The 23094-nt window shown below is 65.2% G+C and carries 20 protein-coding genes; 3 read left to right on the plus strand and 17 right to left on the minus strand.

The features are described 5' to 3' along the window. Positions 1 to 31: 31 nt before the first annotated feature. Genes ACNI3Q_RS00550 through ACNI3Q_RS00560 form a run of 3 tightly spaced genes read right to left on the minus strand, consistent with a single transcriptional unit; the run spans position 32 to position 4077 of the window. Positions 32 to 1183, minus strand: a complete 1152-nt coding sequence (locus ACNI3Q_RS00550; protein ID WP_426273255.1) for a PepSY-associated TM helix domain-containing protein — start codon at positions 1181 to 1183, stop codon at positions 32 to 34. An 11-nt stretch (positions 1184 to 1194) separates the two neighbouring features. Then, positions 1195 to 1878: a Fe2+-dependent dioxygenase gene (locus ACNI3Q_RS00555; RefSeq protein WP_426273257.1), complete on the minus strand. Its 684-nt coding sequence runs from the start codon at positions 1876 to 1878 to the stop codon at positions 1195 to 1197. A 9-nt stretch (positions 1879 to 1887) separates the two neighbouring features. Further along, a complete protein-coding gene (locus ACNI3Q_RS00560; protein WP_426273259.1) occupies positions 1888 to 4077 on the minus strand; it encodes a TonB-dependent receptor in 2190 nt (729 codons plus the stop codon). Positions 4078 to 4187: 110 nt separating this feature from the next. Between ACNI3Q_RS00560 and ACNI3Q_RS00565 the strand changes: the two genes are divergently transcribed. After that, positions 4188 to 4907: a c-type cytochrome gene (locus ACNI3Q_RS00565; protein WP_426273261.1), complete on the plus strand. Its 720-nt coding sequence runs from the start codon at positions 4188 to 4190 to the stop codon at positions 4905 to 4907. A 333-nt stretch (positions 4908 to 5240) separates the two neighbouring features. On the opposite strand, the gene hemA is transcribed toward ACNI3Q_RS00565, so the two are convergent. From hemA to bchF, 14 genes are read right to left on the minus strand one after another with little or no spacing between them, the layout of a single operon-like run. Beyond that, the gene (gene hemA / locus ACNI3Q_RS00570; RefSeq protein ID WP_426273262.1) at positions 5241 to 6461 is read right to left on the minus strand and encodes a 5-aminolevulinate synthase; all 1221 of its coding nucleotides are present in this window, start codon (positions 6459 to 6461) and stop codon (positions 5241 to 5243) included. After that, positions 6461 to 7264: a putative photosynthetic complex assembly protein PuhE gene (gene puhE / locus ACNI3Q_RS00575; protein WP_426273264.1), complete on the minus strand. Its 804-nt coding sequence runs from the start codon at positions 7262 to 7264 to the stop codon at positions 6461 to 6463. Before puhE ends, hemA begins: the two co-directional genes overlap by 1 nt. Next, a complete protein-coding gene (gene acsF, locus ACNI3Q_RS00580) occupies positions 7258 to 8334 on the minus strand; it encodes a magnesium-protoporphyrin IX monomethyl ester (oxidative) cyclase (protein ID WP_426273266.1) in 1077 nt (358 codons plus the stop codon). The genes puhE and acsF overlap by 7 nt, the downstream gene beginning before the upstream one ends. Continuing rightward, the gene (locus ACNI3Q_RS00585) at positions 8331 to 8630 is read right to left on the minus strand and encodes a hypothetical protein (RefSeq protein ID WP_260019893.1); all 300 of its coding nucleotides are present in this window, start codon (positions 8628 to 8630) and stop codon (positions 8331 to 8333) included. Before ACNI3Q_RS00585 ends, acsF begins: the two co-directional genes overlap by 4 nt. Further along, a complete protein-coding gene (puhC, locus tag ACNI3Q_RS00590) occupies positions 8627 to 9106 on the minus strand; it encodes a photosynthetic complex assembly protein PuhC (protein ID WP_426273268.1) in 480 nt (159 codons plus the stop codon). Before puhC ends, ACNI3Q_RS00585 begins: the two co-directional genes overlap by 4 nt. Next, positions 9103 to 9720 (minus strand): photosynthetic complex putative assembly protein PuhB, encoded by a 618-nt coding sequence (gene puhB / locus ACNI3Q_RS00595; protein WP_426273269.1) that lies wholly within the window; start codon positions 9718 to 9720, stop codon positions 9103 to 9105. The genes puhC and puhB overlap by 4 nt, the downstream gene beginning before the upstream one ends. Further along, positions 9717 to 10487 (minus strand): photosynthetic reaction center subunit H, encoded by a 771-nt coding sequence (gene puhA / locus ACNI3Q_RS00600; protein ID WP_260019890.1) that lies wholly within the window; start codon positions 10485 to 10487, stop codon positions 9717 to 9719. The genes puhB and puhA overlap by 4 nt, the downstream gene beginning before the upstream one ends. Before the next feature lie 20 nt (positions 10488 to 10507). After that, positions 10508 to 11938: a BCD family MFS transporter gene (locus ACNI3Q_RS00605; protein ID WP_426273271.1), complete on the minus strand. Its 1431-nt coding sequence runs from the start codon at positions 11936 to 11938 to the stop codon at positions 10508 to 10510. Then, on the minus strand, positions 11938 to 12633 hold the full coding sequence (gene bchM / locus ACNI3Q_RS00610) for a magnesium protoporphyrin IX methyltransferase (RefSeq protein ID WP_426273273.1): 696 nt from the start codon (positions 12631 to 12633) through the stop codon (positions 11938 to 11940). The genes ACNI3Q_RS00605 and bchM overlap by 1 nt, the downstream gene beginning before the upstream one ends. Beyond that, positions 12630 to 13526: a ferredoxin:protochlorophyllide reductase (ATP-dependent) iron-sulfur ATP-binding protein gene (gene bchL / locus ACNI3Q_RS00615; protein WP_426273275.1), complete on the minus strand. Its 897-nt coding sequence runs from the start codon at positions 13524 to 13526 to the stop codon at positions 12630 to 12632. The genes bchM and bchL overlap by 4 nt, the downstream gene beginning before the upstream one ends. A 13-nt stretch (positions 13527 to 13539) precedes the next feature. Beyond that, complete coding sequence (locus ACNI3Q_RS00620) at positions 13540 to 17136, minus strand: magnesium chelatase subunit H (RefSeq protein WP_426273277.1); 3597 nt, start codon at positions 17134 to 17136, stop codon at positions 13540 to 13542. Then, the gene (gene bchB, locus ACNI3Q_RS00625; protein WP_426273279.1) at positions 17126 to 18661 is read right to left on the minus strand and encodes a ferredoxin:protochlorophyllide reductase (ATP-dependent) subunit B; all 1536 of its coding nucleotides are present in this window, start codon (positions 18659 to 18661) and stop codon (positions 17126 to 17128) included. The genes ACNI3Q_RS00620 and bchB overlap by 11 nt, the downstream gene beginning before the upstream one ends. 4 nt (positions 18662 to 18665) lie before the next feature. Beyond that, positions 18666 to 19955 carry a ferredoxin:protochlorophyllide reductase (ATP-dependent) subunit N gene (locus ACNI3Q_RS00630; RefSeq protein ID WP_426273281.1) on the minus strand — a complete coding sequence of 430 codons (1290 nt, stop codon included), beginning with the start codon at positions 19953 to 19955 and terminating at the stop codon, positions 18666 to 18668. Next, positions 19952 to 20476 (minus strand): 2-vinyl bacteriochlorophyllide hydratase, encoded by a 525-nt coding sequence (bchF, locus tag ACNI3Q_RS00635; RefSeq protein WP_426274157.1) that lies wholly within the window; start codon positions 20474 to 20476, stop codon positions 19952 to 19954. The genes ACNI3Q_RS00630 and bchF overlap by 4 nt, the downstream gene beginning before the upstream one ends. A gap of 217 nt (positions 20477 to 20693) precedes the next feature. Between bchF and ACNI3Q_RS00640 the strand changes: the two genes are divergently transcribed. Both ACNI3Q_RS00640 and ppsR read left to right on the plus strand, forming a co-directional pair. Next, positions 20694 to 21641 carry a cobalamin B12-binding domain-containing protein gene (locus ACNI3Q_RS00640; RefSeq protein ID WP_426273283.1) on the plus strand — a complete coding sequence of 316 codons (948 nt, stop codon included), beginning with the start codon at positions 20694 to 20696 and terminating at the stop codon, positions 21639 to 21641. A gap of 16 nt (positions 21642 to 21657) precedes the next feature. Next, entirely contained in the window at positions 21658 to 23073 is a 1416-nt protein-coding gene (gene ppsR / locus ACNI3Q_RS00645) for a transcriptional regulator PpsR (RefSeq protein ID WP_426273285.1), read from the plus strand. The last annotated feature ends 21 nt before the right edge of the window (positions 23074 to 23094 follow it).

Genomic DNA, 23094 nt, shown 5'->3' on the forward strand with positions numbered 1-23094 from the left:
CCGGAACGGACCGGCGCCCCCCTTTTTTTGCTTATTCGGCCGGGGCGAGCCGGGCGCGCTGACGCTGGGCCAGCTGCTTGCGCCACTTGCGTGCCCGCGCCCACATGATGATCCCCGTCACCGCCAGGATCGCGGGCAGCACGCCGCCCAGGAACACGATGACCTGCCACCAGAAGGGCATGCCCGAACCATCATGGATCTGGCGCATCAGCCGCGCGGTAGTCGGCTGGGGCTGACCTGCGCCGGGGCCGCGTGCTGCATCGATTGCCGCCTGGCCGGTTGCATCGGTGACCTTGACCGTGGCGGGTCGGCCACCCGGCGGTGACATCTGCACTGTCCATTCCGGCTGGATGTCCGTCGGCCACTGAACCGACGCAATGCTGCCGGGGGCAACCGTGCTGGCCGCGTCAATCGCTGCGGTCAGCGGGGTTGCCGGGGCGGGCAGCGGCTTTGCCCGCATCAGCGCGGCGCGATCCGGACCCTTCGGCCGGGACTGGGCCTGAGCCGGCTTTGCATCAAAGCTGCTGAACACCGACGGAAAGCTGATCCACACGCCGGTCAGGGACAGCACCGCCAGCGGTACTGCGATCCAGAACCCAAGCAGATTGTGCAGGTTGTAATCGGTATTCTTCGGATGCCGTTTCCAGCGCAGCCCGCGCACGAAGCCGCCCACCGTCGGCCACCACAGCCAGATGCCGGTCAGCGCGGACACCAGCATGGCAACGCCGATCCAGCCGACAATCTGTCGCCCGACCTCCGGGATGAACAGCGATCCGTGCAGGACGTGCATGAACCGGATCGCACCACCATCGCTGGCCGATACCTCGATCACCCGCGCATCGGCCGGGTCCAGATAGACGAGCGTGCGCACCGGCCGGCCCTTGCTGCCGCCGGGCCGGGCCGCCGAAACCTCGACCGGCTCGCCGCTTTCGGTGGGCAGTGCGATGCGCGCAATGCGTTCCCCGGGGGCCAGCCGGGCAGCGGCGGCATCGGCATAGGCGGCGACGGGCAGCTTGGCCGTCCCCGTCACCGCATATCGGTCGGGATGCAGCCAGCGTTCCAGCCCGTCATGCCACACCAGCGCCGCGCCAGTGACCGAAATGGGAATGATTGCCACGGCCAGCAGCAATCCGATCCATTTGTGGAATTGCAGCCACAGGTTGCGCCATTGTCCCCGCGTCATTCGTCTTGCCCCTAAACGTCCGCCCAGCGGCGGATCAGATTGTGATAAAGCCCGGTCAGTTCGATGACCGAGCGGTCGTCCTGGCCCAGCTGACCGCCCAGCCGCTGAACCGATTGATCGAGATCGAACAGCATCCGGCGCGCAGCATCGTCGCGCACCATCGATTGCAGCCAGAAAAAGCTGGCGATGCGGACGCCGCGCGTCACCGGTTCCACCCGGTGGATGCTGCTGGCCGGATACAGGACCATGTGCCCGGCGGGCAGCTTGATCCGCTGTTCCCCGAACCGTTCCTCGATCACCAGTTCGCCGCCGTCATAGGCATCGGGATCTTCGAGGAAGAGGGTGCAGGACAGGTCGCTGCGAATGCGGAAATCGGTCCCGCGCCGCATCCGGATGGCATTGTCGATATGCGCGCCAAATGCCTGGCCCCGGCCATAGCGGTTGAACAGCGGGGGAAAGATGCGGGCGGGCAGGGCGGCGGCGATGAACAGCGGTGAACGGCCCAGCGCCTCCAGCACCATTGCACCCGCCGTCCGTGCCGCCTCGCTTGCCTCGTCCAGCTGCTCGTTGCGCTTGGCAAGCGCGGATTGCGCGCCAGAGGTTGCGTTGCCGTCCACCCATGATCCGGCATCAACCGTGGCGCGCACCCGCGCCACGGTCGCTTTGTCCAGAACATCGGGAATGATGATCAGCATTGCCGCAATTTACATCCGCACACGCAGGGTGGCCATGACCGTGCGGCCCTCGCCCGGCACAGCAATGACATAGCTGTCGTTCGCGCGGATGCGGTTGATATAGGCCGCATCCAGGATGTTGTTCGCATTCACCTGAACCGAAATGCGCGGGCTGAATTCATAGGCGACCATCGCATTGGCCAGGACATAATCGTCCAGTGCCCAGGCATCCTGTGCCGCGGTCGAATTGCGGGTTACTCGCTCGCCCATGTAATTGACGCCGCCGCCGATCTGGAACGGCCCCGTCTTGTAACTGGTCCACAGCGTGCCGGAATGATTGGGGGTCAGCGCCAGCACCTCGCCCAGCGTCAGTTCGCTGCCCGTCGCCGCGCGCAGGATTTCGCTGTCGAGATAGGCATAGGCCGCAAACAGCTGCCATCCCGTCGCCAGCTGACCGGTCGCGCTGAGTTCGACGCCCTGCACCCGCTGACGCCCGGCCAGCAGCACATCGGGGCCGACCGTGATCGGCTGATTGACCCGCTCGGTCCGGAACAGCGCGGCGGTCAGGCTGAGCTTTTCGGCCAGCACGTCCCACTTTGCGCCGATCTCGTAATTCTCGTTCTTCAGCGCGGGCAGGGCCAGGTTGGCCGTGGTGACGGCGCCGGTCGATGTTGCGGACAGCGCCTGGGGCTGCTTCGCGTTGGAGTAGGTGAAGTAAATCGAGGCAGTCTCGCTGGGCTTGGCAACCAGCCCGGCCTGCCAGCTGAACAGGTTTTCGGCATAGCTGCGATCGGCAAGCGCGGCATAGGCGGTGCCGCCCAGCTCGACCTCGAACCGTTCGTAGCGGCCGCCGACATTCAGCTGAACCGCATCGCCCAGCAGCTTCAGCGTGTCGAACGCCGACAGGGCGTACCGCGTTGCCGAGGTATCATATTGGCCGGTCGTCACCGTCTGGCTGAATGGACCGGTGAAATCCGGGGTGGGGGCAAACAGGTTGCGGGCCGTGCCTGCGATGCCGGTGGTGGTGATCGTGTTGCGCTGAAAATCCTCGCGGCTCACTTCGCCGCCGATGACCAGCGTGTTGCCGATGCCGCCATCCGTGGCTGGCAGATCGACGGTCAGTGCGGTGCGATTGGTCAGCACCGTGTTGCTTGCCACGCGGCCCAGCCCCTGCGGACCGCCGACGATATAGTTGCCATCCTGCGGCCGTCCCGCCGCAATCGCTGCCGCCGCAGCGTTCAGCGATGGGGCGTCGATCGGGCGGGGGGTGGACCACACCGCGGTGCGATCAACCTTACCCCAGCGGGTGGCATTGAGCAGCTGAACCCGGTCGCTGAACTCATGCTCGATCTGAAGCGTGGCGAGCATGACCGTCTGATCCTCCCGGTCGATGTTGCGCCAGCCATAGTAATTGCGGATCGGCGCCGGACGAACCCCGGTGGTAAGAAGCGGAATGCCGTAATCGGGCAGGTTTTCATCCTGTTGCCAGAACAGGCTGACTGTCGCACGGGTCGGGCCGTTCATGCCGATCGAAAAGGACGGGGCAACGCCGAACCGGGTCTGCGTGATCTGATCCCGCCGGGCCACATCCTGATCATGCGCCATCAGGTTGAGGCGGAATGCAGAGCCGCCCAGCGCCGCCTGCTGCACATTGGCGTCGAGCGTCAGCCGCTTCCATTCGCGATTGCCAAGGCTGGCATCGACATTGAGGAACGACGCCATCTGGGGTGCCTTGCTGACCAGGTTGATCTGGCCCGCCGCACCGCCCGCGCCGGACAGCGCGGTATTCGGCCCCTTGTAAACCTCGATCTGTTCGACGTTGAACACGTCGGAACGGCTGTACTGCAACCGGTCGGCAAAACCGTCGATGGCGATGTCGTTGCTGGCATCGAACCCGCGCAGGTTGATGAAATCGCCAGAGCCTGCACCGCCCTCGCCCTGGCCCAGGGTGATGCCGGGCACGTTGCGCAGCGCGTCCGAAAACGTGACCGCGCCGGTGTCGGCCAGGAACTGCTTGTCCAGCACGGTGACCGTACGCGGGGTGTCGCGGGGTTTTTCGGTCAGCGCCGGATTGGTCGGCTTCTTGTTCTGCGCGCCTTCGACGACGATGGTCTGCGCATCTTCGCCGATCGGCTCTTCCCCGGCATAGGCCGGAGCCGTCATCAAAAACCCGACCGCCGACAGCGCCAGATACGCCGGTGCGCCAATTCCTTCACTCACTGAACTCGCCCCTTGTATTGCGAACCATTTGCATCCGCTTATTGCGAGCGATTTGCAGAGTCAACGCTTTTGAGAATGATTTTCAACATTGTCGCAAGGGGCGAAACGGCGTGGGCGACGCCAACGGCTCGACGCTGAAAAAGGACGGATTGCCGGGGAATGGAACGGCCGCAATAATCGCAGCGGAACCAATGGTCTGCGCTTTCATTTCCAGTTCATCTCCGTTACAAGCGTGGCTGGAGGGGACCGTTTCTCTGAGGCCATTGCGGCGATTTTGGATTGGAGTGGACATGAAGGCAGCTGGAACTTTTGCGAGTGTGATCGTGCTTTCTACCCTGCTTGCTGCGTGCGGCGGCGGCGGATCGGAACCCAAGAAGACTGAAACTGCGGCGGCCCCGGCCGCTGAAGCGCCCGCCGCCCCGGCACCCGCTGCGGCCCCGGCTGCTGCGCCCGCGGCTGCTCCGGCCGGTGCGCCCCCTGCGGCCGATACCGCGACCGTCGACGGCACGCAGTTCGCCAGCTTCACCGGCACGGCCGCGGCCGGCAAGACCGTGTTTGCTCAGTGCCAGACCTGCCACGCCGTGCAGGATGGCGTGAACAAGGTCGGCCCTTCGCTGCACAAGATCGTCGGCCGCGCCGCCGGCACGGTCGCAGGCTACAACTATTCGAACGCCAACAAGAACAGCGGCATCACCTGGACCAAGGAAAAGCTGTTCCAGTATCTGGAAAAGCCGCAGCGCGTGGTTCCCGGCACCAAGATGGCGTTTGGCGGCATCGCCGACGCGCAGAAGCGCGCCGACCTGATCGCGTATCTCGAAAATCCGAGCTGATCGGATCGGACAGATCGAAAGGACAAAAGGCCGGGGGAAACCCCGGCCTTTTTCTTGTGCGCTGCCGCTGTGAAGGCATGTTGCCTAGTGACGTGTGGATCGGTGCATCCGGACCTGCATCAGCGGGGCGATCGTTAACGCGTGACCCCGCCCAGCCGAACAGGCTCGCGCAACAAGCCTAGTGGATTGCCAACATTCCTTTGCACGGCGGGGAGGGCGTCAGCCTGATCGGTCATCGAGGTGCCAGGCAGCGATGCCCGATTTCACGCGCATCGCTGCCTCGCTCCGGCCTTTTGCGGGAAGCGGCTGTGGTTGGCGCACCGCCGCGCCGGATCAGGCGGCCATTTCGCGCCGTGCCAGTTCGCAATGCGACCAGATTTCGCTGAGCGCGGTCAGCAGCCGGTCGATATCCGCATCGCTGTGCACGGGCGACGGGGTGATGCGCAGCCGTTCCGTCCCGCGCGGCACGGTGGGGTAATTGATCGGCTGAACATAAATGCCGTGATGTTCCATCAGCCAGTCGCTGATCAGTTTGCACTTGCGTGCATCGCCGACCATCACCGGGATGATGTGGCTGGGGTTGGGCAGGTGGGGGATGCCCATCCGGTCCAAGGCGCCGCGTACGCGGGCCACGCGATCCTGCTGGCGCTCGCGTTCGGCATCGCTGTCCTTCAGGTGCCGGATGCTGGCGCACGCGCCCGCCGCGACGGCGGGGGGCAGGGCGGTGGTGAAGATGAAGCCGCTGGCAAAGGTGCGCACGAAATCGCACAGGTCGCGCGATGCGGCAATATATCCGCCCATCACGCCATAGGCCTTGCCCAGCGTACCTTCGATCACCGTGATCCGGTCCATCAATCCTTCGCGTTCGGCCACGCCGCCGCCGCGCGGACCATACAGGCCGACGGCATGAACCTCGTCGATATAGGACAGGGCGTTATGCTTCTCGCACACCTCCACGATCTCAGCGATCGGGGCGATGTCGCCGTCCATCGAATAGACGCTTTCGAACGCAACCAGCTTGGCCCGGTCGGGGTCGAGGTCGGACAGCTTGCGGTCCAGATCCTCGGGCGAGTTGTGTTCAAAGATCATCCGGTCGGCGCGGCTGTGGCGAATCCCCTCGATCATCGATGCGTGATTCAGCGCGTCGGACAGCACCATGCAGTTGGGCAGCATCCCCGCCAGCGTGCCCAGCGCCGCCCAGTTGGAAACATAGCCGGAGGTGAACAGCAGGGCATCTTCCTTGGCATGCAGGTCGGCCAGTTCCGCCTCCAGCAGGACATGGTGGTGATTGGTGCCCGAAATGTTGCGCGTGCCGCCCGCACCCGCGCCGCATTCGTCAAGGACGCGGTGCATGGCGTCCAGCACCTTGGGATGCTGGCCCATGCCCAGATAGTCGTTGGAACACCACACGGTGATGTCGCTGATCTGGCCGTCGACATGGCGGGTCGCCCTGGGGAATGCGCCAGCCTGGCGTTCGATCTCGGCAAAGACGCGATAGCGCCCTTCCTGCCGGACGGCGGCCAGCTGATCGCCGAAATATGTTGCGTAATCCATCACGCCTTCCCCTCTTCAATCGTCGTCTTCTTGTGTGCGGTGCGCCGCTCAAGCGCCCATGCCCAAAGCGCGCTGTCGCGAAAGGGCATGGCGAGAAACAGATGCTCCAGCGCCGCCAGCAGGCTGAGGCAGCAGAGCAGGGCGGATTGGACCGCGGTGCCGGGATCGCTGGTGGCAATCGCCATCCAGGCAAGCCAGGCGGCCAGGCCCAGCATGGCCAGGATCGACAGCGGCAGCATCGGCAGCAACCGACGCGGTCCGAAATAGCTTTTCAGGTAATCCAGATGCCGCGGCAACAATTCGTCGCTCAGGTTCGGCACGCCCCAATAGATGTTCAGTTTCGATGACAGGCGGAACACGAACAACAGCGTGAAGGCATAGGCCCCGGTCGGATTGGCGGTCGCCGCAGCGAGTGACAGCATCAGGCCCGCCGTCATCGCCAGCGCAACTTCGTGATGGATCAGCGCCAGCGTCGCCTGTGAAAAGCGTTGCCAGCCGCGCGCGCCATCGGGGCATGGCTCGCTGTGCGTACCCGCGACCGCGCCGGTCAGGAACGCGATCTCGTGCCAGCTCCAGATCAGCAGGCCGCCCAGGAACGACAGATAGGATGCCCAGATCGCCGTGGAATGGGCGCTGGCGATCACCAGGCCCAGACCGGCAAAGGCACAGACACAGGCGATGATCAGCGCGCGCGGCATCGTGGCGCGCAGCCGGTGGTTCATCATCGCCACCAGGCCGGTGCTGACGAACCACAACAGGATGACCGCCGCAAAGGGCAGGGCCAGGCTGCCCGCAATCACCATGCAGGCTGAAGCCGGATGGAACGGGGCAGTTCGTTGGCCCGCGGCTTCATCAGGTACAGCCGGGCAAAGGCAAAGCCTGCCCGCGCCATATTGGCCGCGCGTCCCGCCAATCCCGACACGCCGCCACGCGCCTTGGCCGCCTCGATCGCGACAGAGGCAAGGCGAAGCTGCTCCAGCGTCCGGCGAAAGGCGGGATCGTCCGTATCCAGCTCTACCGGGAATACCTGCCGGCTGATCTCGGTGCAGATCGAAAAGACTTCATACCCGTAATCGGCGGGGTGCACGCCCAGCGCCTTGTGGAACACCGGCCGGTTGTGGTCGCGCACATACATGGTGGCATAGACCGACAGCAGGAAAAACCGGATCCACAGCTTGTTCATGCCGGTCAGCAGCTTGGGATCGGCCCGCAGCATCATCGCGAACGCCTCGCCATGACGGAACTCGTCATTGCACCAGTCGTGGAACCAGTCGAAAATCGGATGGAACTTGTTCTGCGGATTGCGCGCCAGGTGGCGGTAGATGGTGATGTACCGCGCATATCCGATCTTTTCCGACAGATAGACGGCATAGAAAATGAACTTCGGTTTGAAGAAGGTGTATTTCTTCGTCTTGGTCAGAAAGCTGAGGTCGATGCCGATCCCGGCGCCCTTCAGCGTTTCGTTGATGAAGCCCGCATGGCGGCTTTCATCGCGCGCCAGCAGCTTGAAGATCCGTTTCATGTCCGGATTCTTCGTCCGCTTGGCGATTTCCGCATAGAGGATGCAGCCGGAAAATTCGGAGGTCAGCGAACTGGCCAGGAAATCGATGAACTCGGCCTGCAGCGCCGGTTCCAGCCCCTCGATCACCCCGTCAAAGGCATCCGTCTTGCGGAAATGCCGCTTGTTGTGGTCGTCCTCCATCTCGGTCATCAGCGCCTCCCATTCGGCGCGGACGGGGGACACGTCGATGCGGTCCATCGCATCGTAATCGGTAGTGTAGAACCGCGGCGACAGCACCGTTTCCTGGCGTGCGATTTCCATCGTGTCATGCTGGGCCGCCAGCGATGCTTCGATCCGTGCAGGCGCGTTCATCCTAGCCTCCCAGGCGTAAAGCTGACTTCATACAGCTCGGTGATCTCGAAATTGCTGGCAAAGCGGGTCCAGGCGCGGCGGATCAGGCCAGCGGGCTGAACCGTGGCGCGGCGTTCGAACACGCGCCGCTCGCCAAACCCGACCATGATCGGCGCGCCATGCACGCGCACCCGGTCGCCCGGCCGGATGTCGATATCGCCGTCCAGTTCGACATGGGCATGGAAATGCTCGGGGCTCTGCTCCACCTCGATCCGGCACTGTGTGTCGAACGGGGGCGGCGAAAACAGCGCGATCATGCGCCCGTTCCCGGCAGCATATTGGCAAAGGTGCGGCTGTGGTCGGGGCCAAAGCCGTGCAGTTCGGCATCCTTGCCGGTCTGAGGATCGACCAGCGACAGCGCGCCGTTCGCCCATCGCGTCAGGCGAAAGGGCGGCTCCGAACCGATGCCGGCGGCCATCCGCGCCTTGGCCAGCCGACGCATCTGGGCGCGCACGAAACCGCCCTGACCGCTGGGGATGACCGTGATCTGTTCGCCGGTCACCGCATCGGTGACGATGACGGCGCCATCGGCCCGGTCGGCGAAACGCAGGTCCCGCTGCTGGGCGGGGGCCACATGATCGCGGGTCCGTTCGGCCATCGGATCGGCGGCGCGCGGGATCAGGCCAAAGCTGGTCGCCCCGGTCAGCGCCAGTGCCGTGGCAATCAGCACCCCCGCCCCGATCAGCGCCCGGGGCGGGACGGTTGGATCATGATGGGGGTGCGAATGGCTCATGCGCCGGCTCCGGCATAGGGGCCGGTCGCGACCGGCGTGTTGGATGCGTCCTTCACCGTCACAGGCTGAATCTGCTGAACGGCGCGGAACAGGGTGCGGGCCACGCCGGCAGCATCCGGGATCGCACGCAGCATCGGCTGGGGCCGGACGATGCGGAGCGAGCGGGCGTGCGGCCACAGCATCGGATAGCCAAGCCGCGGTGCACCCTTCAACGACAGGACGATGCTGCCATGCCCGCCGCCCATCGCCTTCAGATCAGCGGATTCGATCTGGCTCAGCGGCAGGTTGACGCATTTGTTCAGGGCAACCCCGATGCGCAGCACCAGCCGCCGGTTGGTCAGCGTATAGATGCTGGTGCGCGCCGCTGCCCAGGCAAAGGCAATGAACAGGGCGATTGCGGCGACGCCCATCGCCGCAACGACCAGTGCCGCGCCGCCATCGCCGCGCACCACCAGCCATGCGATGATCGCGGCGAAATAGAGCAGGGTCAGCCGGATATGCCACGCATTGGCGACCATGTGCCGGAAATCGGGCGAACCCTGCCACAGGATGCGCTCGCCCTCCGGCGGAACCCCGGGCAGGCCGGGGATCGGCTCAAGCTCATATTCGCTCATATCAGCGGATCCTGACGAGCGGCGTTGGCATAGAGATAGCCGCCGCCATAATAGGCCATGACCCGCTCTTCCTCGTAAAAGGTGATGCGGTCCGGTGCGGCCAGGCCGGGCACGCCGGCAAAGTCTGCGGCGTTGATCGCGTCGATCACCACCAGGCTTCTGCGCGCCTGAACGGCGGCGGTGCCCATCGGCGCCAGTACCTTGGCAGAGCCGGTGTCGACCTCAAGGTACCGGATGACGTGTTCGGCCCGGTCGACCCAGATGTCGCTGATCTTGCCAGCCACCTGACCGTCCGCGGCGATCACGCTGTACCCGCGCGGATCGGGATCGCGCGGATTGATCGTGATGTGCGGGGCCAGTGCGATCGGCACGATGCGGTTATGCCCTTCGGCATCCAGATCGGGGTGATTGGCGCGGTCGGCCCACGCCGCCGGCCCAAGGCCGTCGACCAGCGGGTTGCCCGTGGGGACATAGGGCGCGCCAGCCGCGCGGAACGTCCGGGTTGCGGGCAGTTCGACGCGCTCGCGGCCCTTGGTGGGCGTGCTGACGATGCCGCGTCCGTGCGGCATCAGGAACGTCTTCGGCCCGGCATCGAGCAGTACGCCGCCCGGCGTGTCCAGCCGGCCGGTGGTTTCATCCTCCAGCGGATAGCCCTCGCGCCGGTCCTCGCGGCGCAGATACACCACCAGCCCGAAGAAGAACAAAACAAAGGTCAGAAACACCAGTTCGGTCACATCGAGTGTGCCCACAAGTTTAATATCGTCCATCATCCACCTCCTGCCGGCCCTCAGGTCGGAAACTCGCTCAAACCAAAGCGTTCACGCGTCACTCCAAGATCGCGGCCCACGCCGACCACTGGCCCCAGCACGACCAGCGCGAGCAGCAACAAGGCGATCTCGATCAGATAAACCGTGCCGAACCCCGTCGCGCGGTCGGCCAAGGTCGTGCCCAGCACATCGTGCAGCGCCAGCATGGCCACGCCATCGCGTATGGCCCCGCCCAGCGCGACGCCCAGCCCGGCTCCGCTTGCCTGCACCGCGCCCCATGCGCCCAGCGCAAGGCCAGCGGCATGATTGCGGGCCAGCGCCATCGCGGCGATCATCGTGCCGACGGAAAACAGGCCGTTGCCAAATCCGATGGCGGCGGCGGCAGCGAACAGCAGCGGCACGGAATGAAACGGTGCGGCAAAGATCGCCATCAGAAAGGCGCAGATGCCGATGACCGCGCCCAGGCCCGACAGGCGGAGCGGATCGGCGCCGTGCGCCAGCCGCCGCCCGCTATGAGCAAAGGCGATCAGCGCGCCCAACGCCCATGCCCCGGTCAGCGCGGTCGTCGCGCCCACCGACATGGACAGGATTTCGCCGCCATAAGGCTCCAGCAGCGCATCCTGCATGGAAAAGGCCATGGCCCCGACGCCGATTGCGGTCAGCAGCCTTGCGGCGCTGGGTTGCGCGACAAAACTTGCCCACAGGGCGGAAAAGGCCGGCTGCGCCTCGACCGGTGCAGCAGTGCCGCGCCGCCGTGCTTCCTGCTTCCACAGCGCGATGATGTTCATCACGATGGTCAGCAGTGCCGCGCCCTGGACCACCTGGATCAGCTTGGTCGCGGTAAAGTCGAGCAGGATGTTGCCGATGGCGAACGATGCCAGCATCATGCCGACCAGCAGCATGACATAGAGCAGGGCGACGACGCGCGGCCGGGTATCCTCTGGCGCGATGTCGGTGGCGAGCGCCAGGCCCGCCGTCTGGGTGATGTGCATCCCCCCGCCGGTCAGCAGGAACGACAGGCACGAGGCCGCAACGCCCATCGCAAAGGTGTCGGGGCGGGTCAGCAGGATCAGCGCAAACGGCATGATGGCCAGCCCGCCGAACTGCGCCAGCGACCCGAACCAGATATAGGGCACCCGGCGCCAGCCCAGCACCGAGCGGTGGGTATCCGACCGGTGGCCGATCAGCGCGCGAAACGGGGCGATGGCCAGCGGAATGGCGATCATCAGCGCCACCATCCATGCAGGCGCGTTAAGTTCGACGATCAGCACGCGGTTCAGCGTGCCGTTCAACAGGACGGCGGCAATCCCCACGCTCACCTGAAACAGCGCCAGCCGCAACAGGCGGCCCAGCGGCAGATCCGTGCTGGCGGCATCGGCGAACGGCAGGAACCGCATCGCGATGGCCTGCCACGCAGAAGAAGCAGAGGAGGGGCGATCCGCCGGCTGCATCAGCTGCTGATCCCCATCGCCTGGGACTTGTAGAACCCGCTGGAGACGCGCTCGCAGAAATCGATGCGCCATCCGGGCAGATTGCCGGCAATGTCCGCCGTCAACCGCCCGGCGCTGACCGGCCGGATCGCGGGCGAGCGGTCGCTGCGCGGAAATGCCTTTCCGGCGATATGCATGGCACGCAGCAGCGGCGTTGCGGGGGCAAAGGTATAAGCGATGTGCCCGGTGCGCTGCGCCCATGCCTTCAGCACGCCGATCAGGTCGGTGCGGTCGTAATGGATCAGCGAATCCATCGCCACGACATGATCGAACAGGCCCAGCGTGTTGCTGCGCATGTCGCCCACACGCCAGTCGATCGACAGGTCGCGGCCGGCGCGTTCGCATGCCACGGCGATCAGGCCCTGCGACACGTCGATCGCCACCACCTGTGCCCCGCGGCGTGCAGCCTCGATCGCCAGCGCGCCGGTGCCGCATCCGGCATCCAGCAGCCGCTGGCCACGCATGTCTGCGGGCAGGGCGGACAGCAACAGGTCGCGCATCGCATCCCGCCCGGCGCGCACGGTGGCGCGGATGCCGCTGACCGGCACGTCGGACGTCAGATCCTCCCACGCCTTGCGCGCGGTCCGGTCGAAATAGGTTTCCAGCCGTTGCCGGCTTTCCTGATATCGGGTGGATGCGATGCCGGCGTCCATCATTCGAACCCCAGAAAGTCGAAGATTTCCCGATCCTTCATCGGCCGCGCTTCCAGGGGATCGACCCCGGCCCACAAGGTGCGGGCAAGGTTCAGATATTCCTCGCGCGCGGCAACGACTTCCGGGCTGTCCGGCATTTCGAACAGCGTGCACTTTTTCAGCCGCGACCGGCGGATCGCATCGACATCGCCGAAATGGGCAAGCCGCCGCATCCCCGTTTCCGCGCCGAACCGGTCGATTTCGTCCGTCGCGGCCGACCGGTTCGCGACCATGCCGGCCAGCCGGACCTTGTAGTTCTTGGCCTTGGCATTGATGGCCGCCATGATGCGGTTCATGGCAAAGATGCTGTCGAAATCATTGGCGGCAACGACGATCGCCTGATCCGCGTGCTGCAGCGGGGCGGCGAAACCGCCGCACACCACATCGCCCAGCACGTCGAAAATCACGACATCGGTATCGTCGAGCAGGTGATGCTGTTTCAGCAGCTTGACCGTCTGGCCCACCACATACCCGCCACAGCCGGTGCCCGCGGGCGGCCCGCCGGCCTCGACGCACATCACGCCGTTATAACCGGGGAACATGAAATCCTCTACCCGAAGCTCCTCGGCATGGAAGTCGACGGTTTCCAGGATGTCGATGACGGTCGGCACCATCCGCCCGGTCAGGGTAAAGGTGCTGTCATGCTTTGGATCGCAGCCGATCTGCAGCACCCGGTGGCCCAGCTTGGAAAAGGCGGCTGACAGGTTGGACGAGGTGGTCGATTTGCCGATCCCGCCCTTGCCATAGACGGCAAAGACCTTTGCCCCCCGGATTTCGTCGCGCGGGTCCAGCGCAACCTGCACGCTGCCCTCGCCATCGGGCGGTGCACCTTGGGTATCGAGAAGGTTGAGTGTCATTGCATGGTTCCCATCATTCTGCCGCGATCAGCCCTTCCAGCCGATCCTCAAGATCGTCGCTCGCCGCCTTCAGCGCCGCGAGGGTGGACGCATCCGGTGTCCACAACTGCCGCTCGCACGCCTCCAGCAGCCGGTCGGCCACGCGCGCCGACGCCTTGGCGTTCAGCGCAGAGAGCCGGGCGCGCATTTCGGCGTCCAGGACAAAGGTTTCGCTGATCTTCTGATAGACCCAGGGGCTGACCTGTCCGGTCGTGGCGGACCAGCCCATGGCGGTCGTCACATGCGCCTCGATCTGGCGCACCCCTTCGAACCCGTGCTGCAGCATCCCTTCATACCATTTGGGATTGAGGATGCGGGTGCGCGCCTCCAGGTCGATCTGTTCGCCCAGCGTGCGCACCTTTGCCGGTCCCTGCGTCGCATCGACGATATAGACCGGCGCGGCACTGCCCCGGGCGCGATCGACCGCGCGGCTCATGCCGCCCAGGCCGTCGACATACTGATCGATGTCGGTGACGCCCAGCTCGACCGATTCCAGGTTCTGATAGGTCAGATCGACGCCGGCCAGCTCGCTTTCGAACAGCTTGCGATGCTGCACCGGTGCACCCTTGCGGCCATAGGCATAGCCCTTGTGCTGTTCGAACATGTCGGCCAGCTCTTCGGGATCGGTCCATGCGCCGCCGTCGATCATCTGATTGACGTTCGCGCCATAGGCGCCCTGACGGTTGGAAAAGACGCGGAGCGCAGCCGTTTCCATGTCGCAGCCAAGCGATGCCTGATGCGCCAGGCTGTGCTTGCGCACAAAGTTCATCTCGACCGGCTCGTCGGCCATCGCCGCCAGCCAGCTCGCTTCTGCGATCATGCGCGTCTGAAGCGGCAAAAGGTCGCGGAAAATGCCCGACAGGGTGATGACCACATCGATGCGCGGACGGCCCAGCGCCTCCAGCGGGATCAGCTCCGCGCCCGCCAGCCGGCCATAATCGTCGAACCGCGGCCGCGCCCCGATCAGCGCCATCGCCTGGGCGATCTGCGTCCCTTCGCTTTTCAGATTGTCGGTGCCCCACAGCACCATGGCGATGCTTTCGGGCAGCCGTCCGCCATCCGCCAGATGCCGCGCGATCAGCTGGTCCGCCTGATCCCGCCCCTGCGCACAGGCATAGCTGCCGGGGATGCGGAAGGGATCAAAGCCGTGGATATTGCGCCCCGTGGGCAGCACTTCGGCATTGCGGACCAGGTCGCCGCCGGGCGCGGGGCGGACATAGCCGCCGTCCAGGGCGTGGATCAGGGCACCCAGTTCGTCATTGGCGTCGATCCGCGCACCCAGATCGGCCACGTCCATGTCCGGTGAGGCGCCGGCGATGGCGTCGATCATCGACTGACGCTGTGCGGCGTCCATCGTGGCGCCGAACACGTGCAGCCCGTGCGGGATCAGGGCGCGCTCCATCTCGTACAGCCGGCCGGGCAGGTCGGTCAGGTCGCCGGCGTCCAGGTCCAGGACGGCGCACTGATCGCGGATCATCTGTTCAAGGTCGCGGCGCTCATCGCCATCGTCCTGTACCGAGCGATACCGGTCGAGCAGGGCCTTCAGGTCGCCCAGCCCCTGATACAACCCTGCTTCTGCCAGTGGCGGCGTCAGATAGCTGATCAGCGTCGCACCGGACCGGCGCTTGGCAATCATCCCTTCCGACGGGTTGTTCGAAGCATAGAGATAATAGTTCGGCATTGCGCCGATCAGCCGGTCGGGCCAGCAATCGCCGCTAAGGCCCGACTGCTTGCCGGGCATGAATTCCAGCGCGCCATGCGTTCCGAAATGCAGCACGGCATGGGCACCGAAATCTTCGCGCAGATACCGGTAAAAGGCGGAAAAGGCATGGGTCGGGGCGAAATCGCCCTCGAACATCAGGCGCATCGGATCGCCTTCATAGCCAAAGGCGGGCTGAACCCCGACCAACACATTGCCGAATTGTGCGCCCAGCACATGGATGGACTGACCATCGCTTTGCTGGCGACCGGGGGCGGGGCCCCATTGCGCCTCGATCGCGGCAAGATGCGCCTCACGCCGGACATGATCGTCGGCGGAAATCCGGACCGCGACATTGGCGTCCGCGCCATGCTGCGCAGCATTGCCGATGGTGATTGCGGCGCGCAGGGCATCGACGCTGTCCGGCACGTCCACCGAATATCCCTCAGCCGACAGGCGGCGAAGCGTCGCGTGGAGGGATTCGAAAACGGCAAGATGCGCGGCCGATCCGGTCGCCCCGGCATTGGGCGGAAAGTTGAACAGCACGATCGCCAGCTTGCGGCTGGCCCGTTCGCTGCGGCGCAGGCGGATGAGCGCGGCGACCCGCGCAGACAGCGCCGCCGCCCGCTCCGGACAAGCCTGCATCGGTCGGACATGCTCGCTCAGCGTGAAGTGGCAGTTGCGGGCGCAGCCGGTGCAGCCTTCCGCCGACCCATCGGCGCGGCCGCCGAACACGGTGGGCAGGATGGATCCGTCCAGTTCGGGGATCGCCAGCATCATCGTGGTTTCAAGGGGGAGCAGGCCGGCACTGCTGGCACCCCATTGTTCCAGCGATTGAAACTCGATGGGGTGGGCCGCGATATAGGGCACATCCAGAGCGCCCAGCGTCGTCACGGCGGCGTCGACGTCGTTATAGGCCGGGCCACCGACCAACGAGAAACCGGTCAGGTTGACGATGGCATCGACGCGCGCGCCGTCCGGTCCGGTAAAATAGCGTTCGATTGCCGGCCGGGCATCCAGCCCGCTGGCAAAGGCGGGCACGACGGTCATCCCCTGCGCCTCAAGCGCGGCGATCATCCCGTCATAATGGCCGGTATCCTTGCCCAGCAGATAGGACCGCAGCATCAGCACGCCGACCGTACCGGCATCGCCCGCGACCCCGGCCGATCGGGCCAGTCGTACCGCATCCTGGCCGATCCGGCCGGGCAGGGCGGGGTGATACAGCCCGACGTCCGGGTATTCGCGTGGGGGCTTGGCCGGCATCCGCCCCTTCAGCGCGGCGCGCGGGCCGCTGGCGTACCGGTCGATCAGGCCGCGGACCATGTCGATCAGATTGTCGTCCGATCCGGCCAGCCAGTATTGCATGGTCAGGAAATAATGCCGGACATCCTGTGCCGGGCCGGGGATGTAGCGCAGGATCTTGGGCAACCGGCGCAGCATCTTCATCTGCCCCGCGCCGGAACTGCCGCCCGGCTTGCCCGAACCGCGCAGCTTTTTCAGCAGCGCCATCGGGCCCTTGGCCGGCTTGTCCATCCGGTAATTGCCAAGGCGGGTCAGCTTGACCACATCGGCCGCCGACATCAGGCCGACGATGGCGTCGCAGGAGTCCCGCCGCGCCAGCATCGCAGGGTGAATGGCGCGGACATGATCGTCCAGGAACAGCATCGTCGCGATGATGATGTCCGATTGCGCCACATCCGCCTTTGCGCGATCCAGCAGCGCCGGATCGTGATCCCAGTCCGATGCCGCGTGCAGATCGATATGGATGCCGTCCGCCGCCATCTGGCGATTGGCGCGCTCGACCGCAGCCGCCAGATGATTGTCCAGCGTCACGATGGTCACCCGGACGGGGGGAGGGGCATTACCGGGCATAATGCGCCTTTGCCTCGTACAGCGTGGCCAGCTCGATCGTGTCGATGCCCTGTTCCTGGGCGAACAGTTCGGTATTCCGCCGTGCCTTGCCCCGCACGAAGAACGGGATTTTCTTCAGTTCCCGCTCGGCATCCGCGCTCCATGCGGCGGCTGTGTCTACAGCGGCGATGACGGGCGCTTCGGCCGGCGCGGCATGGCCGGGGCCAAGATGCGATGCGCCCGCGCCATCGTGGAACTCGAAATCGTCGCGGAACATCGTTAACAGATGTTCCTCAAGCCCCATGACCAGCGGATGGACCCAGGTGTCGAAAATCACGTTCGCGCCCTCGAACCCCATCTGGGGCGAATGGCGCGCCGGGAAATCCTGAACATGGACCGGCGCGGAGATGACGGCGCACGGAATGGCGAAACGCTTGGCGATGTGGCGTTCCATCTGCGTGCCCAGCACCAGTTCCGGCTGAGCGTCCTTGATCGCCTGTTCCACGACCAGATGGTCGTCGGTGATCAGCGGCTCCAGCCCCAGCTGGCGGGCGGCGGCGCGCACATCCCGGGCGGTTTCGCGGTTGTAGCAGCCAAGGCCGACGACCTTGAACCCCAGCTCTTCGCTGGCGATGCGCGCGGCGGCAACGGCATGGGTGCCATCGCCAAAGATGAAGACACGCTTACCGGTCAGATAGGTGGAATCGATGGACCGGCTCCACCACGACATGCGCGACCGCGCCCGGTCGAGCATCAGGGCAGAATCGACCCCCGCCAGCCCGGCGACCTCCGCGATGAATTCCATCGTCGCATTGACGCCGATCGGCACGGTCCGCGTGTACGGCTGACGGAATTCGCGTTCCAGCCACCGGGCGGCGGCCTCGCCGGTTTCGGGATAGAGGACGATGTTGAAATCCGCCTCGCCCAGGCTGGCGATCTGATCCACCGATGCGCCGAGCGGAGCGACGACGTGCACGTCGATGCCCAGTTCGGACAACAGGGCCGTCACCTCGACAATGTCGTCCCGGTGACGAAAGCCGAGCGCGGTCGGGCCAAGCAGGTTTGCCCGTGCCCGGCGCCCCGAGCGATCCGGCGCGCGCCGCCGCTTGTCGGTCAGCGTCCGGACGATCTGATAGAATGTTTCCGACGCGCCCCAATGTTCCTTGCGCTGATAGCTGGGCAGGTCGAGCGGGATGACCGGCAGGCCAAGGCCCATTTTCTCGACCAGTCCGGCCGGATCGTCCTGAATCAGCTCCGCAGTGCAGGATGCACCGACCAGCAGCGCGTCGGGCGCGTGCCGGGCGATCACGTCATGCGCCGCGGTCTGGAACAGCTCCGACGTATCCTTGCCCAGGTCGCGCGCCTGAAACGTGGTGTAGGTGACGGGCGGGCGGTGGTCCCGCCGCTCGATCATCGTGAACAACAGGTCGGCATAGGTATCGCCCTGCGGCGAATGCAGCAGGTAATGGACGCCGCGCATGCCCGTGGCGACGCGCATTGCCCCGATGTGCGGCGGTCCTTCATAGGTCCAGACGGAAAGCTGCATCGCCCTATACCTTCAACACGTCGCGGCGGCGCAGTGGCCGGGCGAACAGTTCGGCCAGGTCGCCCGCCTGATCGAAGCCATGGATGGGTGAAAAGACGAGTTCGATCGCCCATTTGGTGGACAGGCCCTGCGCCTCCAGCGGATTGGCAAGGCCAAGGCCGCACACGGTCAGGTCCGGCCGGATTGCCCGAACCCGGTCCAGCTGGCGGTCGACATCCTGACCTTCGCTGATCTGCACCCCGGGGGGCAGGGCGGCCAGTTCAGCCGCCAGATGATGGCGGTGCAGGTATGGCGTGCCGATTTCGGTCAGCACCATGCCCAGTTCATTGGCCAGGAACCGGGCCAGCGGAATTTCAAGCTGCGAATCCGGCATGAAAAAGATCGACCGCCCCGCCAGCCGGTCGCGGTGATGCGCAATCGCCTGTGCCGCCCGTGCCTGATAGGGGGCGAGCACCGCCGCCACGCGGTCGGCCGGAATGCCGAATGCTGCTGCGGCGGCGTGGAACCATGCCGTCGTCCCTTCGACCCCGAACGGGAACAGCGCATCGATCCGGGTTGCGCCGCGGCCATCGAGTCGCTGTCCGGTTTCGCCCAGAAAGGGCTGGGCCAGCAGATAGCGGGTGTTGGGACCGATGCCCGGCGTGTCGGCCAGCGTCCGCGCGGGCAGGCAGGCGACAGGGCCGATGCCCAGTTCGTCAAAGATCCGCCGGAACTGATCCTCGACAATATCGGGCAGCGATCCGGCGATGACCAGATTGGCGGGCGCGTCCGTATCGAGGACAGGCATTTCCGGGACCAGCGCCGCAAGGCACGCGTCCTCGCCCTCGGTAAACGTGGTTTCGATGCCGCTGCCCGAATAGTTGAGGATGCGGACATGGGGGGCATAGGCCGCACCCAGCCGCTCGGCCGCGCGGGCAAGGTCCAGCTTGATGACTTCCGACGGGCAACTGCCGACCAGGAACAGCGTGCGGATTTCCGGGCGGCGTTCGATCAACTGGCGGACGATCCGGTCCAGTTCCTCATTGGCATCGGCAAGGCCGGCCAGGTCGCGCTCTTCCATGATCGCGGTGGCGAAGCGCGGCTCGGCGAAAATCATCACCCCGGCTGCGGATTGCAGCAGATGGGCACAGGTGCGCGATCCGACGACCAGGAAAAACGCATCCTGCATCTTGCGATGCAGCCAGACGATGCCGGTCAGGCCGCAAAATACCTCTCGCTGGCCCCGTTCGCGCAGGACGGGCAGCGCGCCGTCATCGACCGGGGCATGGGGCGGGGCGAGCACCGGGGCGTTCATGCCGCCACCGCCATGCCCTGTGCGCCCTGCAACCGGGCGACACGCAGTTTCCAAAGGAACTGGGCCGCGTTGATGACATAGGCGGCATAGCCTGCCAGCGCGACGGCCATCTGCTGTTGCGGGGTGCCATGGCCGCCGAACAGCATCACCAGATAGGCGGTGTGCAGCGCAAGCACCGCCATGCTGAAGACGTCTTCCCAGAAAAACGGGCGGGCAAACAGCCATTCGTCGAACACGACCTTTTCCCAGATCGATCCGGTGACCATGATGGCGTAGAGCGCGCCCGTTTTGGCCAGGATGGACAGCTCGGCCGCCTCGCGCCCGTCACCGGTCAGCAGAAAACGGCAGACGAGAAAAACGCTGATCAGAAAGATGACGAACTGAACGGGGGCCAGGATGCCCTGGATCAACGTCCAGACCGATTCGTCGCGGCGCTGACGCTGTTCGGGCGTGTAGAGCGGCCGGGCCGCATCCGGCGCGGCATCGGCGGTGCGTGCGTTCCGCCAACCTTGAGCCTCGATGTTCCGGTGCCCATTCACGGCACACTCTCCTTATTCAGCCCATCGACTAGACGGCTAAACGGATCGAGTGTCAAGTAAATTGGACATCTATAAAAATTGACAGATGGGATTTGCTCGGGATGCTTTTGTCCTGTAGGATGGGCTCCGACGGGAACTCTGTTGCGTTCCCCGGGCCGACGTTCTTCACGCCGACCAGACTTTGCAGGAGAGTCTGAAAATGGCTTTGGTGTTCGGCCTGAGCGATCTCAAATCCCGATTGACCGCCTGGCGATGGGATCGTCGCAGCAGTGACCGGCGATCGGGTCGTTCGGCCAAGGCGTTGCCGCCCGGCTATGGCCCGGAGGGAGGGGATCCCGGCATCTCGTTCATGATCGAGCACCAGGTTATCCCGCTGCTGGTGCACGCCTGTTACGACCCCGGTGCCACGACCATGGCGGAATCGGCGGATTCAGGCGGCGGGGATGGCGATGGCAACGGCGCGCAACCGCCGCTGGATGCGGACGTCGAACCCTTTGCCATGCTGGCATTGCAGGCCGAGGCGCCAGAGCTGGTGGCCTTTGTCGAGCGGCGGCTGGACGAGGGGCATTCGGTCGAGACGCTGTTTGTCGGACTGATGGCCCCCGCCGCCCGGTTGCTGGGCGAATATTGGGAAGATGACAGCCGCGATTTCCTGGATGTCACCATGGGGCTGTGGCGCATTCAGCAGGCGCTGCGCCAGCTGGCCGAGCGGACCATGCCGCCGATGCGCAGCGGCCATGGGCGCCATTCGGTGCTGATGTCCGCCATGCCGGGCGACCAGCACGGGTTCGGGACACAGATGGTTGCGGAATGCTTCTCCCGCGCCGGGTGGAACACCGATCTGCTGATCCAGCCGTCCAGCTCTGAACTGCATCAGAAACTGGCCGAGTTTCACTACGATATCCTAGGATTGACCGTCAGTTGCGACTGTTCTACGGCGACGATCCGCAATTTGGTCACTGCGGCTCGGTCTGTGTCGCGCAACCGCGATATCCGGATCCTGATCGGTGGACGGGTGGTGAACGACCATCCCGACCTGGTGGTCGCGTGCGGTGCCGACGGTACGGCGGCCGATGCAGTGTCGGCGGTTGCGACCGCTACGCGTCTTATCCCGAACGTCAGGAACCATCCTGATGATCTGATATAGGATCTGGCCTTTTTCGATGCACAAACCCACGCCTCGCGGATTAGCAATCACGTTCAGTGATCCCGAGGTGCTGGCCGAGGGATTTTCGAAGCGGGACATTTTCGATCTTGCCTGTTCGGCGGGCGATATCGTGCTTGCGATCGACCAGAACCGCATCATCCGCGACATTGCGGCCAGTTCCATGGATTACGTCTTTGCCAACCGCTGGATCGGTCGCCGCTGGACCGACACCGTGACGGTGGAAAGCCGGGACAAGATCGACGCCATGCTGGACGGCCGGGACGAGGGCGGCAATGGCTGGCGCCAGCTCAACCACCTTGGCGATGGCGAGGAAGTACCGGTCAGCTATCGCGTGATCGAATCCCCCGCCACAGGCTGGTTCATCGCCATCGGGCGCGATCTGCGCAGCGTCGCGGCGCTCCAGCAGCGGGTGCTGAAGGCGCAGCAGGCGATGGAGCGCGATTATCTGAACCTGCGTCAGGCAGAAACGCGCTATCGCCTGTTGTTCGACACCATCGCCAACCCGGTGGTCATCGCCGACGGCGAGACGCATCAGATTCAGCAGGCGAACCAGGCATTCTATCTGGCTGTCGGTGCTGCGCCGGGTTCGCTGGAGGGCAAGACGCTGCTTGCCCGGATCGATCCGGAGGATCGGGATGCCGTCGTCGCCTATCTTGGCGCGGCGCTGGTCAACCCCGGGATCGCAGCCGTGTCGGCCCGCTTTGCCGGACAACAGGACGCGCGGCAGCTGTCGGCGACCGCGTTTCGTCAGGGCGGCCGGCAATATTGGCTGGTCAGCGTGATCGAGGGCGCGCAGCACGTCAGTGCAAATCAGGCCGATCGCGACATGCTCGAAATGGTCGAGCGGATGCCGGACGCGTTCGTCCTGTCGGATCACAAGCATCGCATCATCGTGGCCAACCGCGCCTTTGCCGATCTGGTCCAGGCCGGATCGGTCGAACAGCTGCGCGGCATGTCGCTGGCCGGAATGATCGGGCGGCGCGACATTGACCTTGCCCTGCTGCGCAAGCAGCTGGCGTCCGACCATGTCGTGCGCAATTTCGGGTCAATCGTCCACGACCTGAACGGCGGGGAAGAGGCGGTGGAGATTTCCGCCGTGATGATCGAGCGGGATCAGCCGATCTATGGCTATTCCGTCCGCAATGTCAGCCGCCGGGAACGCGATCTGCCCCCGGATGCTCAGGACGCCCCGCGCTCTGTCGAGCAGCTCACCAGTCTGGTCGGGCGAAAGACGCTGAAGGCGATCGTGCGGGAAAGTACCGATCTGATCGAACGGATGTGCATCGAGGCGGCGTTGGTCCACACCGCGGACAATCGCGCCTCCGCCGCCGAGATCCTGGGGCTGAGCCGCCAGAGCCTGTATGCCAAGCTGCATCGGCATGGCCTTGGCAATCTGACCGACCGCGAATGACAGTTCGGGGTTGTCAGTTCG

The sequence above is a fragment of the Sphingomonas eleionomae genome (assembly GCF_049889035.1).
GTDB lineage: Bacteria > Pseudomonadota > Alphaproteobacteria > Sphingomonadales > Sphingomonadaceae > Sphingomonas.

Coding starts and splice junctions, on each gene's coding strand:
- puhE (WP_426273264.1), bottom strand. CDS start 7,264: ATGGTGATTGCGGGCAGCCTGGCCCTGCCCTTTGCGGCGGTCATCCTG.
- ppsR (WP_426273285.1), top strand. CDS start 21,658: ATGCACAAACCCACGCCTCGCGGATTAGCAATCACGTTCAGTGATCCC.
- acsF (WP_426273266.1), bottom strand. CDS start 8,334: ATGAACGCGCCTGCACGGATCGAAGCATCGCTGGCGGCCCAGCATGAC.
- ACNI3Q_RS00585 (WP_260019893.1), bottom strand. CDS start 8,630: ATGATCGCGCTGTTTTCGCCGCCCCCGTTCGACACACAGTGCCGGATC.
- bchM (WP_426273273.1), bottom strand. CDS start 12,633: ATGATGGACGCCGGCATCGCATCCACCCGATATCAGGAAAGCCGGCAA.
- ACNI3Q_RS00550 (WP_426273255.1), bottom strand. CDS start 1,183: ATGACGCGGGGACAATGGCGCAACCTGTGGCTGCAATTCCACAAATGG.
- ACNI3Q_RS00630 (WP_426273281.1), bottom strand. CDS start 19,955: ATGAACGCCCCGGTGCTCGCCCCGCCCCATGCCCCGGTCGATGACGGC.
- bchL (WP_426273275.1), bottom strand. CDS start 13,526: ATGACACTCAACCTTCTCGATACCCAAGGTGCACCGCCCGATGGCGAG.
- puhA (WP_260019890.1), bottom strand. CDS start 10,487: ATGGACGATATTAAACTTGTGGGCACACTCGATGTGACCGAACTGGTG.
- hemA (WP_426273262.1), bottom strand. CDS start 6,461: ATGGATTACGCAACATATTTCGGCGATCAGCTGGCCGCCGTCCGGCAG.
- puhC (WP_426273268.1), bottom strand. CDS start 9,106: ATGAGCCATTCGCACCCCCATCATGATCCAACCGTCCCGCCCCGGGCG.
- puhB (WP_426273269.1), bottom strand. CDS start 9,720: ATGAGCGAATATGAGCTTGAGCCGATCCCCGGCCTGCCCGGGGTTCCG.
- ACNI3Q_RS00555 (WP_426273257.1), bottom strand. CDS start 1,878: ATGCTGATCATCATTCCCGATGTTCTGGACAAAGCGACCGTGGCGCGG.
- bchB (WP_426273279.1), bottom strand. CDS start 18,661: ATGCAGCTTTCCGTCTGGACCTATGAAGGACCGCCGCACATCGGGGCA.
- ACNI3Q_RS00640 (WP_426273283.1), top strand. CDS start 20,694: ATGGCTTTGGTGTTCGGCCTGAGCGATCTCAAATCCCGATTGACCGCC.
- ACNI3Q_RS00620 (WP_426273277.1), bottom strand. CDS start 17,136: ATGCCCGGTAATGCCCCTCCCCCCGTCCGGGTGACCATCGTGACGCTG.
- ACNI3Q_RS00605 (WP_426273271.1), bottom strand. CDS start 11,938: ATGCAGCCGGCGGATCGCCCCTCCTCTGCTTCTTCTGCGTGGCAGGCC.